The organism is Robiginitalea myxolifaciens, assembly GCF_900115205.1.
Classification (GTDB): domain Bacteria; phylum Bacteroidota; class Bacteroidia; order Flavobacteriales; family Flavobacteriaceae; genus Robiginitalea; species Robiginitalea myxolifaciens.
Map to the genome: position 1 here is coordinate 99,382 of NZ_FOYQ01000002.1, position 18,655 is coordinate 118,036.

The window sequence follows — 18,655 nt, forward strand, 5'->3', positions numbered from 1 at the left end:
AAAATATACGTAAATTAGCATGCTGCATGAAGGCATCCCACTGCAAATACACATTAAATTTTAAAAGGCCTGGCGGGACCTCCCGTGGGATTCTCCATACCAAGGACACCTATTTTTTACGGCTCGAACAGGATAACTCCTTTGGCCTTGGGGAATGTGGTCTTTTCAGGGGGCTGAGTGCAGATGACCGCCCGGATTATGAACTAAAGCTACAGGAGGTTTGCAGCCGTTTGGAGCAAGGGGAATCCCCTGATGTTTTACTGGAAGAACTCGCCGATCCGCTAAGCCCCTGGCCCAGTATCTGCTTTGGTTTGGAACAGGCGCTTCGATCGCTGGAGTCAAGGGATCCTATGATACTTTTTGATTCCGAATTCACCTCTGGAAATCCCATCCCGATCAATGGGCTGGTATGGATGGGTAGTTCTGATTTCATGCTCGAACAAATCGGTACGCTTCTCGACCAGGGGTATCGCTGCCTTAAACTCAAGATAGGTGCCCTTGAATTCGATACGGAGCTCAATTTACTTCAGGGTATCCGGAAACAATTTTCCCCGGAAGACCTCGAGATACGCGTAGATGCCAATGGAGCCTTTTCCCCTGAGGAAGCAATCGAGAAACTGAAACAACTTTCAGCATTTGAATTACACAGTATCGAGCAACCCATCGCGGCCGGCCAGGTCGAGGCAATGGCTGGATTATGCGAGCAAGCCCCCTTTCCTATAGCGCTTGACGAAGAACTGATCGGAATTCAGGATCCCTCGAAGCGAAGCAAATTATTAGCAACCATTCGACCGCAATACATTATCTTGAAACCCAGTTTGGTGGGTGGGTATAAATGTGCATCCCATTGGATTTCCGAGTCCCGGAAGTTGGGAATTGACTGGTGGGTTACCAGTGCCTTGGAAAGTAACATTGGCCTGAATGCCATTGCGCAATGGACCGCCACACTCGGGAACCCCATGCCGCAGGGCCTGGGCACCGGAAGTTTATTTACAAACAATTTTACAAGTCCTTTGCTGGCCGGTTCTGGTGAACTGCGCTACAGACCGGAAGTGGCCTGGGACATGGAAAAAATCAAAACACTATGTACATAGAACAAGGATATCGGGGCAATTTGGGTCTCTGGAAGTATTTTGTAATCCCGCTATTGTTTATTGGCCTGATCGTTATCAATTATATATCGGTTATCTATTCACCGGTGAGTACAGAAGACCTGATGGCCCAAATGATAGCCGATTGGGGGACCCATTTCGTCTTTGTCCTTGTTGTTGGGCCTTTGGCCTTTGGCTTATTATTTGTACTGGGTTGGACGCGCCTGGTTCATCCGCAATCGATTCGTTCATTAACCACTTCGCGACACAAAGTAGACTGGGGCCGCATCGGCTTTGCCTTTTTGGTATGGGGAGGACTTACGGCGGCTCTAACCTTTATTGATGTCTGGTTAAACCCCGACGACTTTCAATGGAATTTCGTTTGGCAGGAATTTATAAAGCTGGCCATTTTGGCCTTACTGCTTATTCCCATGCAAACCAGTTTTGAGGAATATTTATTCCGCGGGCATATGATGCAGGGATTGGGGATACTGGCACGAAATCGCTGGGTTCCTTTGGTAATCACCTCTACCTTATTTGGCCTGATGCACCTGGGGAATCCGGAAGTGGAAAAACTGGGCTATGGGGTTCTGGTCTTTTACATTGGAACCGGGTTTTTTCTGGGGATCATTACCTTAATGGACGAAGGCCTGGAACTGGCCCTAGGCTTTCATGCGGCCAACAATCTGATTACCGCCCTTTTGGTAACCGCAGATTGGACGGCTTTCCAAACAGATTCCATCTACAAAGATATTTCCCAACCTGTTCTGAACTGGGAACTTTTGATTCCCGTATTTGTGATTTATCCCATACTTCTTTGGGTATTCGCACGCAAATATGGGTGGTCCGACTGGAAGGGGAAGCTCTTTGGGCGGGTGTTGAGTAAGGAGGAAGCAGAAGCAGTTTTGTCCGAAGAATAAGGTAGGAATACAGACGAACAAATAGGAATACAGACGAAAAAAACGAGTAGCGATTATCCATGGAAAAAGCATTTCATCCCTCCTTTCGCCTGAATGGCCGTAATCTAAGCTACGAAGATCTAACCGAGGTAGCCTATAGCCTGGTAAAGGAAGGCGAGCCCTATCAGAAGGACGCTGGAAATTTCCTGCTGGACTGGTGCGATGCCCATGATTTTGTTCCCCAGCAAACCAGTGGTTCTACAGGAACCCCTAAAAAAATGCAACTCACAAAACAGGCTATGGTCAACGCTGCCCTGGAAACGGGTCAGGCGCTGGACCTCAGTGCAGAAACGGTTGCCCTTTGTCCCTTGAGTTGCGCCTCAATAGCGGGGAGGATGATGTTGGTTCGTGCCATGGTTCTGGGATGGAACTTGTACTTATTGCGACCGGATTCCCGTCCATTAGACCAGTACCAAGGCGTTGCGGATTTTGTCCCCATGGTACCCTTACAGCTTAAGAATAGCTTGCCCCACATACACCGGGTTAAGAAAGTTATAGTAGGAGGAGCGCCGGTTCCCGAGGAATTACTGCGTGATCTGCCCGACGGGCGTACTGAAATCTGGGAGACCTATGGCATGAGTGAAACCAGTAGCCATATTGCCCTCAGGCAACTTAGTCCGCGGCAAACGGCAGGAGAAAATAGTGAAGGATTACCGCCTTTCAGGACCCTGGAGGGGATTCATTGTTCGCTCGATGACCGGGAATGCCTGGTAATCGATGCCCCGTCGCGATTGGAGGCTCCCCTGGTGACCAATGACCTCGTAACCCTATTGTCGGAGCGCGAATTCTTTTGGCTGGGCCGTGCAGACCGCGCCATTAATTCAGGAGGAATCAAATTACACCCCGAGCAGTTGGAACGCAGGCTAAGCGGAATCCTGGATCAACCCTATTTCCTGGCGGGACTGCCACACCCGGAATTGGGTGACGAATTGGTGCTGGTTGCTGAAGGCGAAACCCTGGCGATACCTGAGGAGGATCTCCTGGGAGGGGTCCAGTGGGATTCCGAGTATGAAAGGCCCCGCAAGGTATTACTGAGCACAAAATTTGTGCGAACCCCAAGTGGCAAAGTAGACCGAATTAAAACGCTAGAAAGTCTCAAAAAATGAAAATACAAAAGCTGCTTTTCCTGACCCTGTTAATTATCCTGATCAGCCCGAACCTCGCCCAGGCCCAGGTTGTACTGGACGAAAGAGCCCGGGCCGAAGTGGTCGATGAACTCCTCGGGGAAAGACTGGATTCTGTGTTGCCTGCTTTGATGGATCGCACGGGGATCGATATGTGGGTCTTAATTTCCAGGGAATATAACGAAGACCCGGTACTGCGCACCTTCCTCCCGGCAACCTGGCTCAGTGCCCGCAGACGCACCATGCTCGTATTTTACCGGGATGCAGCAGCCGGCACCCTCGACAAACTTGCAGTAGCCCGCTACAATGTCGGGAAGCACATTACTTCCTCCTGGGAAAAAGAAAAACAGCCCGATCAATGGGCACGACTTATGGAGTTAATCCGCGAACGGGATCCTCAGAAAATTGGATTGAACTTCTCCAAAGATCACAACATTGCCGATGGTCTGGATCATACCGACCACGAGCTTTTTATGGAATATTTACCCAAAGCGTATCGCAACCGGGTCGTTTCCGCGGAAGATCTGGCCGTGGGCTGGATTGAAACGCGTACCCAGCGCGAGATGGTCCTCTTTGCCCATCTGTCCCGGATTACCCACAATATCATTGCTGAGGCCTTCTCCGACGCCGTGATTACGCCAGGAGTGACCACAACGACGGATGTCGAATGGTGGATGCGCCAAAAGGTTACCGATATGGGACTCAATACATGGTTCCATCCAACTGTAGATATTCAACGAACGGCTGTAGCGCTAAAGAGCCATCTCTATTCCTTTTCCGACCGGCCGGAGCAAGAGGTTATTCTCCCCGGGGATTTACTGCATTGCGATTTTGGAATCACCTACCTGCGCCTGAACACGGATTGTCAGCAACTGGCGTACGTCCTGAAGCCTGGTGAAGACCAGGCACCGCAATTTCTCCGGGATGCATTGAAGGATGGAAATCGGGTACAGGATCACCTTACCGAAGCCATGAAAACCGGGGTGCCTGGCAATGAGATCCTGCTGACGGCCCTGGCGAATGGAAAGGCGGAAGGGCTGCGTCCGGCAATATACACCCATCCTCTGGGAACCTATGGACACTCAGCCGGTACGACCATCGGTATGTGGGATGCACAGCAAGGAGTAGGAGGCAAGGATGGCACTTCCTATGGTCTCTATCCACAAACGGCTTATGCTATTGAATTGAATACTACCGTAAATATCCCTGAGTGGGACCGGGATATTCGAATTATGTTGGAGGAGCCCGGGTACTATGGCAGGAATGGATTCCGGTACATAGATGGCCGGCAGGTGGAACTCCATTTAATTGCTTCCCCCAAGTCTACCCTCGGGGAATAGTACTGATGCCTCGTTCGGGACACTGTATTGCGGCAAAGCGCTAAGGAAAAGTTAAAGCCACGCAACGAGGAGCGAATTTTCTTATCTTAATATGGGACGTTGCGGATGAACGTGCAAAGTGTTAAAACCTTGGTACGATTATTGCAACAAATTACAACGGTTCCCCAAGACTAATTTTAATTCGCACTGTTATGAAAAAGCTACATTTTCTTCTGATTCTCCTTTGTCTTCCGCTTACTGTTCTTGCCCAAGATTCCCGACTGATCAAAGGGAAAATTACCGATGGGGCCGAACCAATGGCCGATGTTGCGGTCTATGTTGAAGGCTCTGGTGAACGGATCTTTACCAGTTCTGAAGGTCGCTATGAGATCGAAGCGGAAACCGGTGATGTACTGGTGTTTAGCTACACCGGGATGAAAGAAATGAAAATCCGGGTGGAGGACGTAACCCGGTTTTTGAATTTCGCCATGGTTCCTGATTATGAGGAGCTGGACGAAATAACCGTTTCCGGGAAGCTCAAGAGCCAGTTGGAAATGGAACAGCAATATGCCACCAATCCGCGAATAATCGCCACAGCCTTTGGATATATCGATGCCGACAAAGCCCCTGGAAGGGTTCGGATTATAGAGGGTGAGCGAATAAACCCAATCGGGATATGCATTTTGGATTATATGCGCAATCGCTTTTCCGGGGTTCGGGTAATAGGAAACTGTAATGATCCGCAAGGTGGCGCAGTAATCATAAGAACAGTGGGCTCCCTTGGAAATCAGGCTCCCGCAATCTTTGATGTTGACGGCCAGATTTTTGACGAAGTGCCCTGGTGGATTGATCTCAACATGATAGAGAGATTGGCAATACTGAGTAGCTATTCCTTAACAACCCGATATGGACAATTGGCTGCTGGCGGGGTAATTGTCATTAATACCTACAACATGACCTTACCCTCTGTAGCGGATAGGGGGGGCAAGCGTGCGAAGCCCGCTGCACTGAGCCCAACGGATATTGCCGCCAATGCGCCCAGCTATATGGAAGCTTTGCAATCCGAGACTACGGAGCAAGGGGCCAAGATGGCTTTTGAAGACTATGCCACGCGCTACAGTTCCTCGCCATACTTTTTCCTCGATGCCTACAAGCACTTTTATACGGTGCGCCGCGATAGGGACTACGCAGACGAAATCATTGAAAATAACTTCGGAAGATTCCGCTCCAACCCGGTAGCGCTTAAAGCACTTGCTTACCTCTACCAGGAGCAGGGTCGGGACGAAATGGCCCGGGAAGTATACAAAGAGGTGTTTATCCTCAGACCTGCGTACAGTCAATCCTATTACGATATGGCACGCGCCTACCGGCACGCCGGGGAGTATTCCAAGGCGGCAGCCATGTTCGGAAGGTATCAATTCCTGCTTCAGGAAGGCTTCCTGATTGGCTCGACAGATTTCTGGCTCATCCAGCAGCACGACAGTGACAACCTCTTTGCCAAGGAAGGAGAAAGCCTGGGAACAGACATGCGCCTGGTAAGCCGTGACGACTATGTTCAGGATGCGACCCGTATGCTCTTTGAGTGGAACGACAGCGAGGCAGAATTTGATCTGCAGTTCGTAAACCCTGAAAACGGAACTTATGTATGGTCCCATACGCTGGCCGATAATCCAGGCCGTATCGACGACGAGAAAATCGCCGGATACAATGTCGAGGAATATGTAATTGACCCCAAGACCCCAGGGACCTGGCAGGTCAATGTGAAGTACCACGGAAATAAGAGTCTGACCCCTACCTATCTGAAGGTGACGACTTTCTTTAACTACGGGACCCCTCAGGAAACACGGCAGGTTCGCACCTTTAAGTTATTTGTCGAAGGCAGCAACCAACAGCTTATGACCATTACCAATCCCGGGGAGTCAAGTACTTCAAATTAATCTTATAAAGCCATGAGGAAATGCATCTTGCTATTCCTGATATGTTATTGCCCGCTATTACTCAGCGGGCAATATCATTTTAAGGGTAAAATAACGGATGCTCAAAGCGGAGAACCCATCCCTTTCGTGAATATCGGGATTCTGAATGCTAGTTTGGGAACCGTTAGCGATGAGGAAGGGATGTATGAATTGCGGGTCCCTTCGAGTGTTGCAGAACCAGGCGATATTCTAAGAATCTCCAGTCTGGGGTACCAACCCGAAGAATATGAATTCGGGGAATTGCAGTTGAACCACAACCTGAATATTGCCCTGAAGCCTACACCCATTGCCCTTAAGGAAGTCATAGTTTCCTCCCTGCCTACCTATGCGGTAGAGGAGATGGCCGGGGAGGGTATAGATCGGGCCACCCAACAGGCTTATTGGAAGGATAGCCTGGCCCTTGGAGCAGAATTAGCCACTGTCGTAAGGGTAGACAAAGGCCCTAGAAAACTAAATACCTTCTTTTTTAATGTGCTCCATAACCCGGCAGACAGTATTTATTTTCGGATAAATTTTTATGAAATAGACCGATCTACAAACCTTCCAGGGGAGAACCTGAACAAGAGTTCAGAGAACATTTTATATACCTTGAAAAAAGGAGAGGCAGAGGCCATTGTAGACCTGAAACCCTTTGATATTTGGGTTCGGGACGATTTCATAATTAGCCTGGAACTCCTTCAGGTATTCGGAAGTGATGAAATTTTATTGGTCCTCCCGGCCAGCGAGGAGCGATTTGGACGCACTTTGAGGCGCTATGCCAGTCAGGGGGCCTGGGAACTTATCGGTTCTTCGGGGGTGGGCTTTTATTGTCAGAGTACCTTCTATACGGACAATGAACGGCGCGCCAATAACAAACGCGTTCGCAGGCAATTGCTAAAGAATCAACGGAAAGTCCGGGGATTGGTTTTGTTTGGACCCAGAGGTCTGGCCGGGGTACTTGTGGAAAACCTAAATACTAACGCAGAAACACTTTCCGACAGCCGTGGGCAATATGAAATCCTGGCCTCGCCAGGGGATATCCTGCGTTACACGAGAATCGGATCCGGTGACCGCCCTGTTTTAAGGCGGGTCCGGGAAAGTGGCAATATCACCGTAAACCTGCGGGGACGTTAAACCTGCAGCACCCCCATATTAAAGTCCCGGTCGATCGGGGCGTGGTTAGCCGCTTCAATACCTGTAGAAATCCATTTCCGGGTATCCAGTGGGTCTATGATAGCGTCTGTCCATAAACGCGCAGCGGCATAATAGGGAGATACCTGCTGGTCATATCGGGATTTAATCGTTTCAAAGAGTTCCTTTTCCTTTTCGGCATCGATGGTTTCCCCCTGCTTCTTAAGTCGTGCCTTTTCGATTTGCAGCAGCACTTTAGCAGCTGAATTTCCACTCATAACCGCAAGTTCAGCACTTGGCCAGGCGGCAATCAATCGGGGGTCATAGGCTTTTCCGCACATGGCGTAATTCCCGGCGCCGTAACTGTTGCCAATAACAATGGTAAACTTGGGGACTACGGAATTAGCCACCGCGTTGACCATTTTTGCGCCATCCTTTATGATTCCGCCGTGTTCACTTTTACTTCCAACCATGAACCCGGTAACGTCCTGTAAAAAAACCAGGGGTATCTTTTTCTGGTTGCAATTGGCGATAAACCGCGTGGCCTTGTCGGCAGAATCAGAATAGATTACCCCACCAAAGCGCATTTCCCCTTTTTTGGTTTTCACCACCTGACGTTGATTGGCTACGATCCCAACAGCCCAACCGTCGATACGGGCGTACCCACAAAGAATTGTCTTTCCAAAGCCTTCCTTGTACTGCTCAAATTCCCCTCCGTCTACCAGACGCTCGATCAGGGCAACCATGTCATAGGGTTCAGACCTGCTGCCCGGTAAGAGGCCGTAGATTTCATTGACATCTTTAACCGGTTGTTGCGATTTCTTGCGATTAAATCCAGCGCTGTCGGGTTCTCCCAGTTTGTCGATCAGGCTTTTGATTCGATTCAGGGCGTCTTTGTCGTCGGCCGCCTTATAATCGGTAACCCCGCTGATTTCGCAGTGCGTTGTAGCTCCCCCAAGGGTTTCATTGTCGATATCTTCTCCTATGGCTGCTTTGACTAAATAACTTCCAGCCAGAAAGATGCTCCCCGTTTTATCGACTATAAGCGCTTCGTCGCTCATAATGGGGAGGTAGGCGCCACCAGCCACGCAACTTCCCATGACCGCAGCGATCTGGGGGATTCCCATACTGCTCATTCGAGCGTTGTTTCGAAATATGCGACCAAAATGCTCTTTATCCGGGAATATCTCGTCCTGCATCGGCAGATAAACGCCGGCACTATCGACCAGGTAAATAATGGGCAAGCGGTTTTCCATAGCAATTTCCTGCGCCCGCAGGTTCTTTTTGCCCGTAATCGGAAACCAGGCTCCTGCCTTTACCGTGGCATCATTGGCTACCACCATACACAGCCTTCCACTTACTTTCCCGATAACCGTGACCACTCCACCGGAGGGGCATCCTCCGTGCTCTTCGTACATTTCATAGCCCGCAAATGCACCAATTTCGATAGCATCCCCAGGCGAATCCAACAGGTAATCCACCCGTTCCCGGGCACTCATTTTGCCTTCGTTATGGAGTTTTTCGAGGCGTTTTGCCCCCCCGCCTTTACGCACCTGAGCCAGGCGTTTTTTAAGGTCGGAAAGCAGTAGCTTGTTCTGGTCTTCGTTCTTGTTAAACTTCAAGTTCATAGGCTAAAGATACGAGGATTTAATGATTACTTTTAGGGAATATCTCCAGGGAATCTGAGTCGGTTTAGAAGTAGGATTCCGCGTAAAAATTCAAACATGTCAGATACTATTCAATGGGGAATTCTGGGGTTGGGCCATATCGCGGCGAGCTTTGCCAGGGATCTCGCACTGGTGCCAGAGGCCAACTTAAAGGCGGTCGCCTCCCGTAGCTCACAAAAAGCCCAGGCGTTCGCGGCAGAATGGGAAGCCGATAACTTTTACGCCTCCTATCAGGAATTGCTAGCAGATCCCGAGGTAGATGTGATCTACATCGCAACCCCGCATACCCTGCATTGTGAGCAAACGATAATGGCCCTGGAGGCCGGTAAACACGTGCTCTGTGAAAAACCTTTGGGTATCGATAATCAGGAAATCGACCGCATGCTCAATGCAGCCGAAAAATCCGGGGTTTTCCTGATGGAAGCACTTTGGAGTCGGTTTAATCCGGCTTTGCGGGCTGCAGTGGAGAAGGTGCACAGCGGGGAACTGGGCGCACTCAAATACCTGAAGGCCGACTTTGCCTTTCCTGCGCTGGATCGCAATCCGGAAGGGAGGTTATTAAACCCGGCGCTCGCGGGAGGATCTTTACTGGACATCGGGATTTATCCGGTATTCCTGGCGTATTGGCTCCTGGGTACTCCCGAGCGTTTTGAAGCGATTGCCCACTTTCATGAAACGGGGATAGAGAAGCAAATTGGGATGGTTTTTTCCTATCCGGACGCCATAGCCATGCTGTATAGCGGCTTGAGTTCCAAGTCGGAAATGAAGGTGGAAATCTCCTGTGAATCCGGCAATATTTACATTCACCCGCGCTGGCATGAAACCGATGGATTTGAGGTAGATCTTGAAGGGGAGGGGGAAGTCATTGAGATTCCAACCCAAGGAAAAGGATATACCTACGAAATCCGGGAGGTCCATCGCTGCCTGAAAGCGGGACTTCGCCAGAGCCCGGACTGGAGTTGGTCGGATAGCAAGGCATTACACGGCTTACTTCAAGCCATACGGGAGCGATGCGGGATTACTTTTGATTGATTTTTTACGATATTTGAGGTCTGACCAAACTAAAATGGGCCGGTTTTATAGCCGGCCCAACTATCCAAACTAACTATTATGGGATTAAAAGATAAGAATACTGTGCTGGCTTGGGCCACCTTTATCATGATCATTGTGGGCCTTGGACTCATTGGCCTGGGGGCGTATCGATACGCCGATGTTGCTGGATGGGGCTTTGCCTCAGTAGGGGTGGGCTTTTTCGCGATCGCCTGGGTATTTAACGCATTAAAAGGAAGGGTGTAGGATGTCCGATGATAAGAAAGTAATATTCTCAATGTCCGGGGTCACAAAGACCTACAAGAATGCCAATACCCCGGTACTTAAAGACATTTATCTGAGTTTCTTTTACGGGGCTAAGATTGGAATTCTCGGTCTGAACGGTTCCGGTAAATCTACCTTGTTGCGCATCATCACGGGAAAGGATAATAATTTCCAGGGCGATGTTGTTTTTTCTCCGGGATATAAAGTAGGGCTATTGGAGCAGGAACCTGAGCTGGACGATGAAAAAACCGTATTGGAAGTTGTCCGGGAAGGGGTGGCCGAAACCGTTGCCGTGCTCGATGAATACAACAAGATAAACGACATGTTTGCCCTGCCTGAGGTGTATGAGGATGCAGATAAAATGCAGCAACTCATGGACAAGCAGGCAAAACTCCAGGACCAGATCGATGCGCTGGGTGCCTGGGAATTGGATTCCAAGTTGGAGCTGGCCATGGATGCGCTTCGGACACCAGCACCGGATCAGAAAATCGGGGTACTCTCCGGTGGGGAACGCAGGCGTGTGGCCCTCTGCAGACTGCTATTGCAGGAACCCGACGTGCTCTTGCTCGATGAGCCTACCAACCACCTTGATGCCGAATCCGTCCATTGGCTGGAACATCATTTGGCTAGTTATAAGGGTACGGTTATCGCCGTTACCCACGACCGCTATTTCCTTGATAATGTTGCCGGGTGGATCCTTGAACTGGACCGCGGGGAAGGTATTCCCTGGAAAGGGAACTATTCGGGATGGCTTGAGCAAAAGTCCAAGCGTCTGGCCCAGGAGCAAAAACAGGCTGGAAAGCGTCAAAAAACACTCGAACGCGAATTGGAATGGGTACGCCAGTCACCTAAAGGACGGCAAGCCAAACAAAAGGCACGTTTGAACAACTACGACAAGCTCCTCAGCCAGGACCAGAAACAACTGGATGAGAAACTGGAAATCTACATTCCAAATGGCCCACGCCTCGGAACCAATGTCATTGAGGCTAGGGATGTGAGCAAGGCCTTTGGGGATAAATTACTCTATGAATCCCTGAATTTTAAACTACCTCAGGCTGGAATCGTGGGTATCATCGGTCCTAACGGAGCAGGGAAAACCACAATTTTTAAAATGATCATGGGGGAGGTAACCCCGGACAAGGGCAGCTTTGAAGTAGGGGATACCGCCAAGATTGCCTATGTGGATCAACGCCATAGCAATATTGATTCGGAAAAGACCATTTGGGAGAATTTCAGCGATGGGCAGGATCTGATTATGATGGGAGGAAGGCAGGTAAATTCGCGTGCTTACCTAAGTCGGTTTAACTTTTCAGGAAGCGAGCAGAATAAGAAAGTAAGCATGCTTTCAGGAGGGGAACGCAACCGCCTGCACCTGGCCATGACCCTGAAGGAAGAAGGCAATGTGCTTCTGCTGGACGAACCTACCAATGACCTGGACGTCAATACCCTGAGGGCGCTGGAAGAAGGTCTGGACAATTTTGCGGGCTGCGCGGTTATCATCTCGCACGACCGTTGGTTTTTGGATCGGGTATGTACCCATATTCTGGCCTTTGAAGGAGACTCCCAGGTATATTTCTTTGAAGGCTCCTTTACCGATTACGAAGAGAACAAGAAAAAGCGCTTGGGTGGAGATTTGATCCCCAAGCGGATCAAGTACAAAAAGCTGGTGCGCTAGGCTTGGGATTTCCCATAAACTTACCCGAGTCTTCTTCTCGAAAGACAGTTTATTCAAAAACAAAACCCGGCAATCTTGCCGGGTTTTTTTATTACTGTCCTGAATGATATTCAGGAGCGTCTATTATTGCTTAATGGGCACGTCTAGGGTTTGCTCAATTTGATCCTCGATCTTTTCCTTATCGCCAACAACGATCAGGAACATATCCTGTGGGCGGATATACTTGCGGGTGAGTTCAGAAACCTGTTCCGGGCTTACCGCATGCATATTAGCCACCTTGTTCGTCAGGAATGACTCGTCCAGTTCATGGGTGTCGAGAAAGATCAGCTGCCCTATAATTCCATTCGGACTGGAATTCTGAAGCACAAAGATCCCGGACTCGTAGTTAATGATTCCTTCGAGTTCCTCGGCAGAGGGTGGCTCTTCCTGGAGACGTGTAATTTCCTTCTTGATTTCGTCCAAAGAAGCTCCGGTGTGCTCGGTAGTCACATCGGCGCGCTCATACCACAATCCCGTTTTGTAATTAGAGGCCATAATACTGGTAGGAGAGTAGGTATATCCTTTGTCCTCCCGGATATTACTGGTAATGCGCGAGGCAAAAGAACCTCCGAGAATGGAATTGGTTACATCCAGTGCCAGGTAATCAGGATCGGAAGGATCCGGAACCGGCAGCCCATAGAAAATCGTGGATTGTGGTGCCCCGGGACGGTCGATGATCTTTACCTGCGGGGAGGAAGCTACCTGAGCAATCGGGTAATTGGCTTCCGCACCTTCGCGCCAGTCGCCTAAGGCCATTTCGACGGCCTCCTTTACCGCATCGGCATCGAAATTCCCGGCCACATAAACAGTAGTTCGCTTAGCGCCGAATTGCGCCTCATAAAAGGCCTTGATATCGGCTACCGAATAGGAATCGATCATATCGTCTTCCGGATACACTCGTCCATAGGGATGGTCGGGGTAAATAGCTGCCAGAAAATCTCGTTGGGCCTGTGCCCTGGGGCGGGAAAGCTGTACGGCTAAACTACGCTTCATATCGCTCTTCAAACGATCCAGTTCCGCTTCGGGAAAGGCAGGGTTACGCAATACATCGGCCATAAGCTTAATCGCATCCGGCGCAAATTCATAAAGCACGGAGGTAGACAGCGAACTGGTGTGTACCCCAACTCCAATGTTGAGATTTCCTCCCATTCCTGCCATGGCGTTGGCCACTTCCTGTGAACTCATTGTGGTACTCCCTTCCTCCATCAGATCAGCCATCAAATCGCAAATCCATACCTGCTCGGCACTTTCGTTGATGTTTCCGGTTTTTATGCTGAACTGGATGCTGGCCTTTGGGATTGATCCGTAGGGGATCATGACTAATTCCAGGCCGTTATCGAAGGTTATAACTTCTTTCTCGGGAAGATTGAAGTTTTTGGGTGTCCCTCCCTGAGGGGGCATCTCTTTTTCCTGAGCTGAGAGTGATCCCAGACTCAATAATGCCGCTACAAATGTGAAAAGTATCTTTTTCATAACTAGTCTGTTGTTGTGTTTTCAGCCAGTAACGGATTGGTCACCAAAATGGTGCGGTTTCCGACTCTGAGATATTCGTCTATAGTTCGTTTTACAGTTTCCAGGTCAATCTCGCGGAACTCGGATTCCAGCGTATTGATCCGGGCGGGATCATCGTCAAATAGTGCGAAGCTGCACAACAAATCGGCTCGCCCTAATCCAAAACTTCCACCCAGGTTGTCGTAGAGTTGTGAACGTATCTTAACGATTGCCCGATCGAGCATTTCCTGAGTCAGGCTTTCCTTGAGCTCGCCCATAACCCCATCCACAGCGGTCACGATATCGTCCCGGGTAGTTTCGTTATCATAGGTGAGGTTGAACATCCAAAGCATGGGGCCTTTGTAGTTGAACATATTCCCCAGGTAGTTGATTCCTCCACTTACGTTAGAGGTATAGCCCAATTCATTTTCCAGCTTTTGCACTAAAAGGCTATTGTCGCCCTGCACCAGGATCTGGTCCAGCAGTCCCATGGCATAATACTCGTCGCTGTTGCGCTCGGGCATATGATACGCCAGGGCTATAGCAGGCTTGTTCGCCAGGGAATCGTTTTTTACGAATTCCTTTTGCTCTTCCTGACGAGGCTCAGAGATATCGGGTTGCGGCGGTTGCTCTGCAGCCGGTATGTCCCCGAAGTATTGCTCGATCCAGGCTTTTGCTTCGGTTTCGTCAAAATCACCCACAACGGCAATGGCTGCATTATTCGGGGCGTAATAGGTTTTAAAGAAGCTGGCCACATCTTCGAGATTGGCTGCATCCAGGTCTTCCAAATCGCCGTAGAAGTTATGCGCGTTGTACCAGTTTTCATTGGCGTATTGCGGCATATCCAACCAGGGGAAACCGCCGTAAGGCTGATTGAGTACATTAACTTTTACCTCGTTCTTCACAACCCCTTGCTGATTGGTCAGGTTTTCCTGGGTTATGTTTAGTCCGCGCATCCGGTCTGCTTCTGCCCATAGCATGGTTTCCAGTTTGTGGGAGGGCACGATTTCAAAGTAGTTGGTGAAATCAAATCGGGTGGAACCATTAAGTATTCCCCCGTTTTGTTGCACGAGCTTGATAAACTCCATTTTGCCCAGATTGTCGGATCCCTGGAACATCATATGTTCAAAGAGGTGGGCAAAACCAGTTCGGTCCTTGGGCTCAATACGGAAGCCAATGTTGTAATACACGGCAACGATGGCCGTTGGCGAGGTAGTGTCTTTGGACAGGATAACCTTAAGGCCATTGTCCAGCTTGTAATAGGTGACAGGAACCTGAAACTCAGATCCGCCTCCTTTGTCGTCCTGCTCATCTGCGCACGCAGCGAGCAGCAGCAAGGAAACCGTGGCGAGGGCCAGGTTCTTGATGGATAATTTCATACTGATTGTTTTAGATGATTAGTCATAGCGGGAAGTCCCGCTATAGTAGACGAGAAATTAATGGTTTTGTTACAAAATTTAGTAGTCTTCCCCCGGATACCAATCCAGTTGAACGACCTCTACAGCATCCGTCCCGGCTTTCACCAGCGCGGCAAATTGTTCAACATCGCTTACATCTGGCCTGCCGCGGTAGTGATAGGGGTAGACCTTGCCTGGCTTAAATGCTACCACTGCGTCTGCCGCACTTTCCACGGTCATGGTGTAGGGAAGGTTCATACAAACCAGGGCGATATCGATATCCTCAAGGGATCGCATTTCCGGGATATCCTCGGTGTCTCCCGAAATATAAACCCTGCGGCCCTCCCGCTCGAGCACATAACCGTTACCGCGACCTTTCTCGTGAAACCCAAGGGCCTCCTCCCGTAAATTATACATGGGTATGGCAGCGACTGTTATACCGTAGCGTTCTTTCATGTCGCCATTGTCCAGCACATCGAGCTGAGGGGTAAACGACTCGGGCATTTGATCCGCTACCGCCTGGGGTACTACAATCTTGGCTTGAGCGGTCTCCAATTCCTCCAGGGTTTCCAGATTAAAATGGTCACCGTGAATATCGGTGATCAGGATCAGATCTGCTAAGGGGAAATTCTCGAAGGCCGCTTTGCCACCGGTAGGATCCACATATATGGTTGTTCCCTCCCAATCCAGCACAGCGGTGGCGTGGGCCACAGGCGTAATGCCTGGAAGTGGTCCTGCCTTTGTCATGGAAGCTTCTGAGCCGCTTTGAGCGTCTTCTGCCACGACCTTTTCAGCGCCCGAAGTCTGCCCTTCTTTTTCTTTACAGCCCAATGCCGCCAGGAAGATTAGTGCAATTAACGTGGCTGAAAGCGATTGGGGCAAGGAGAGATCTTTAAGCATTCTAAGGGTTTTAAGGATTAATACAATGGCTTTAAGCAGCCATGCGATACCCCTTAAAGGTACGATAAACAGGGGCCTCCTTAAAATATTTCACATTTTTCCGAACCAAAAAAATCTAAATCGGGGGGCAGCTGCGTATATAAACCGTAAGAAACCCTTAAGACTAAAAAAAATAAACATTCAAATATCATGGCAGAAACAAAAAACAATAACGGATTAAAGGTAATAGCCGGTCTGTTGGGAGTAGTTCTCCTGGGAACCATCATCTATACCGTAAGCCTGTATCAGGAAAAGCAGAAAAACGAAGTTGCCCTGCGTCAGGAAAAAGAGTTGGTAGTTGAGGATCTCAACAGCCTCAAATCAGAATACGACAAGGCTATCCTGGAAAGCAATGCTACCAATGAAGAGTTGGTTGCCGCCCGCGATAACATCGCAAAATACATCGATTCTGTAAAAGCTATGAAAGCAGACATCTCTGCCCTTAGCCGTTACCGTCGTCAGGTTAGCGTACTGAAAAAAGAGCGTGAGCAATTACTGGCTCAGGTAGATTCTTTGAAGACTTCCAACACCCTGATCGCCATGGAGCGCGACAGCACGTTCGCAGAGCTTGAGAAGCAGACTATCTTCAGCGATTCTCTGGTTGTTCAAAACACCCAATTGGCCGATGCCGTTGAGCGTGGATCTGCACTGAACCTCACCGCATTCTCTGTGGATGCCGTTCGTGAGCGTAATAATGGTAAACTGGTAAGTACTTCCCGTGCCGGTCGTACCGACAAGTTGAAGATTTGCTTTACTGTAGCCGACAACGTTATTGCTGAAGCCGGTGACCGTGAATTCTACATTGAAGTTCTCGATCCACAAGGAAATGTAATGGGAGGTGGAAACACCAAAACCATGGAAGATGGAGCCAGCGTAACCTTTACCAAGGCCACTAACTTCTACTATGAGAACCAGGATCTCGATGTTTGTGACTACATCAGTAATTACAGCGGAGAGTTCGCCGATGGAAACTACATGGTAAACGTCTATGACGACAAACTGAAGCTCCTCGGAACCAACAAGTTCGAGCTCAAGTAATAGAAATAAACACTATCCATTATTTGAGGTAAAGCCCCTGCGGAATGCAGGGGCTTTTTTTATGCTTTTAGGAGGTCCTGAATAACCTATTTAGACCATGTCTTCGGGTCGGACCCACTGGTCGTATTCTTCGGCGGTAACATAGCCCAGACGGACAGCTTCTTCCTTGAGGGTAGTGCCGTTCTGGTGGGCGGAATTCGCGATTTCCGCAGCCTTGTAATAGCCGATTTTGGTATTCAGCGCGGTAACCAGCATCAGCGAATTCTGAACCAGCTTCTCTATGGTTGGTAAATTGGGTTCAATGCCGCTTGCACAATGTTCGTCAAAACTCCTGCAGGCATCCCCAATCAGGGTTGCGGATTGCAGAACATTCGCGGCCATAACTGGTTTAAAAACGTTGAGTTCGTAATGACCCTGCGTTCCCCCAACGGTAACGGCTACATCGTTGCCCATAACCTGGGCACAGACCATGGTGAGGGCTTCACATTGGGTAGGGTTTACTTTTCCGGGCATAATCGAACTTCCGGGTTCATTGGCGGGAATGAGCAGCTCCCCGATTCCAGAGCGCGGCCCGGATGCCATCATTCGGATGTCGTTGGCAATTTTGTTCAGGGCAACAGCCAACTGCTTCAACGCCCCATGGGTTTCTACCAAAGCATCGTGGGCTGCAAGCGCCTCAAATTTATTGGCCGCAGATTTGAAGGGCATCCCGGTGAACTTGGCAATATAGGAAGCCACTAATTCGGCATAACCTTCCGGGGTATTCAATCCCGTTCCGACGGCGGTTCCTCCAAGGGCCAGTTCGGACAAATGATCCAGGGTGTTTTCCAGCGCTTTAATGCCGTGATCCAATTGGCTTACATAACCCGAGAACTCCTGGCCCAGGGTAAGCGGGGTGGCATCCATAAGGTGGGTGCGCCCGATTTTCACCACATCCTTGAACGCTTCGGATTTAGCTTTCAAGGTATCCCGGAGCTGACGCACCCCGGGTAGGGTGGAAGTGGTTATTTTGCTGTAAGCGGCAATATGCATCCCTGTTGGGAAGGTGTCGTTAGAAGACTGCGATTTATTGACATCGTCATTGGGTTGCAGGGTCTTTTCCCCTTCGCCTATAGTATTGCCGGCAATCTCATGCCCGCGATTGGCGATAACCTCGTTCACGTTCATATTGCTTTGAGTGCCAGAACCGGTTTGCCAGATCACCAGTGGGAACTGATCGTCGTGCTTCCCCTCGAGGATTTCATCGCAGACGGCAGCGATTAAGTCGCGTTTGGATTCCGGAAGCACTCCCAATTCGCAATTGGTGTAGGCGGCAGCTTTTTTAAGGTGAGCAAAGCCATAGACGATCTCTAAAGGCATAGAGGCCGCCGGCCCTATTTTAAAGTTGTTTCGGGAACGCTCAGTTTGCGCTCCCCAGTATTTGTCGGCGGGTACTTTTACCTCGCCCATAGTGTCTTTTTCAATGCGGTATTGCATGGGAAATTTCTTTTGATCAAAGGTAATGATTCGCTACCTT

Annotated in this window: 15 protein-coding genes; 10 read left to right on the top strand and 5 right to left on the bottom strand. The window is 49.6% G+C overall.

Going from position 1 to position 18,655, the window contains the following annotated elements; translation table 11 throughout:
• Window positions 1-26: 26 nt before the first annotated feature.
• From BM318_RS08550 to BM318_RS08575, 6 genes are all read left to right on the top strand, one after another.
• On the top strand, window positions 27-1,094 hold the full coding sequence (locus BM318_RS08550) for an o-succinylbenzoate synthase (protein WP_092982211.1): 1,068 nt from the start codon (window positions 27-29) through the stop codon (window positions 1,092-1,094).
• On the top strand, window positions 1,085-2,011 hold the full coding sequence (locus tag BM318_RS08555) for a CPBP family intramembrane glutamic endopeptidase (protein WP_092982212.1): 927 nt from the start codon (window positions 1,085-1,087) through the stop codon (window positions 2,009-2,011). Before BM318_RS08550 ends, BM318_RS08555 begins: the two co-directional genes overlap by 10 nt.
• Window positions 2,012-2,070: 59 nt before the next feature.
• Window positions 2,071-3,156: an AMP-binding protein gene (locus BM318_RS08560; protein WP_092982213.1), complete on the top strand. Its 1,086-nt coding sequence runs from the start codon at window positions 2,071-2,073 to the stop codon at window positions 3,154-3,156.
• Window positions 3,153-4,514, top strand: coding sequence for a M24 family metallopeptidase (locus tag BM318_RS08565; RefSeq protein WP_092982214.1), 1,362 nt, complete (start codon window positions 3,153-3,155; stop codon window positions 4,512-4,514). Before BM318_RS08560 ends, BM318_RS08565 begins: the two co-directional genes overlap by 4 nt.
• A gap of 191 nt (window positions 4,515-4,705) precedes the next feature.
• Window positions 4,706-6,430: a carboxypeptidase-like regulatory domain-containing protein gene (locus BM318_RS08570; RefSeq protein ID WP_092982215.1), complete on the top strand. Its 1,725-nt coding sequence runs from the start codon at window positions 4,706-4,708 to the stop codon at window positions 6,428-6,430.
• 12 nt (window positions 6,431-6,442) lie between these two features.
• On the top strand, window positions 6,443-7,582 hold the full coding sequence (locus BM318_RS08575; protein ID WP_092982216.1) for a carboxypeptidase-like regulatory domain-containing protein: 1,140 nt from the start codon (window positions 6,443-6,445) through the stop codon (window positions 7,580-7,582).
• On the opposite strand, the gene BM318_RS08580 is transcribed toward BM318_RS08575, so the two are convergent.
• On the bottom strand, window positions 7,579-9,207 hold the full coding sequence (locus BM318_RS08580; protein WP_092982217.1) for an acyl-CoA carboxylase subunit beta: 1,629 nt from the start codon (window positions 9,205-9,207) through the stop codon (window positions 7,579-7,581). The genes BM318_RS08575 and BM318_RS08580 overlap by 4 nt on opposite strands.
• Before the next feature lie 96 nt (window positions 9,208-9,303).
• Between BM318_RS08580 and BM318_RS08585 the strand changes: the two genes are divergently transcribed.
• The 3 genes from BM318_RS08585 (at window position 9,304) to ettA (ending at window position 12,235) form a co-directional block, all read left to right on the top strand.
• A complete protein-coding gene (locus BM318_RS08585; RefSeq protein ID WP_092982218.1) occupies window positions 9,304-10,278 on the top strand; it encodes a Gfo/Idh/MocA family protein in 975 nt (324 codons plus the stop codon).
• 78 nt (window positions 10,279-10,356) lie between these two features.
• Window positions 10,357-10,542 (top strand): CAL67264 family membrane protein, encoded by a 186-nt coding sequence (locus BM318_RS08590; protein ID WP_092982219.1) that lies wholly within the window; start codon window positions 10,357-10,359, stop codon window positions 10,540-10,542.
• Window position 10,543: 1 nt separating this feature from the next.
• Entirely contained in the window at window positions 10,544-12,235 is a 1,692-nt protein-coding gene (ettA, locus tag BM318_RS08595) for an energy-dependent translational throttle protein EttA (protein ID WP_092982220.1), read from the top strand.
• Window positions 12,236-12,358: 123 nt separating this feature from the next.
• Here the strand turns inward: ettA and BM318_RS08600 are convergent, their stop codons facing one another.
• The 3 genes from BM318_RS08600 to BM318_RS08610 form a co-directional block, all read right to left on the bottom strand.
• Window positions 12,359-13,747 carry a M16 family metallopeptidase gene (locus tag BM318_RS08600; protein WP_092982221.1) on the bottom strand — a complete coding sequence of 463 codons (1,389 nt, stop codon included), beginning with the start codon at window positions 13,745-13,747 and terminating at the stop codon, window positions 12,359-12,361.
• A 2-nt stretch (window positions 13,748-13,749) separates the two neighbouring features.
• Window positions 13,750-15,144: a M16 family metallopeptidase gene (locus BM318_RS08605; RefSeq protein WP_092982222.1), complete on the bottom strand. Its 1,395-nt coding sequence runs from the start codon at window positions 15,142-15,144 to the stop codon at window positions 13,750-13,752.
• Window positions 15,145-15,222: 78 nt separating this feature from the next.
• Entirely contained in the window at window positions 15,223-16,062 is an 840-nt protein-coding gene (locus BM318_RS08610) for an MBL fold metallo-hydrolase (RefSeq protein WP_092982223.1), read from the bottom strand.
• A 189-nt stretch (window positions 16,063-16,251) separates the two neighbouring features.
• On the opposite strand from BM318_RS08610, the gene BM318_RS08615 reads away from it, so the two are divergent.
• Window positions 16,252-17,139 carry a hypothetical protein gene (locus BM318_RS08615; protein ID WP_092982224.1) on the top strand — a complete coding sequence of 296 codons (888 nt, stop codon included), beginning with the start codon at window positions 16,252-16,254 and terminating at the stop codon, window positions 17,137-17,139.
• Between the two features lie 90 nt (window positions 17,140-17,229).
• On the opposite strand, the gene fumC is transcribed toward BM318_RS08615, so the two are convergent.
• Window positions 17,230-18,615, bottom strand: coding sequence for a class II fumarate hydratase (gene fumC / locus BM318_RS08620; protein WP_092982225.1), 1,386 nt, complete (start codon window positions 18,613-18,615; stop codon window positions 17,230-17,232).
• Between the last annotated feature and the right edge of the window lie 40 nt (window positions 18,616-18,655).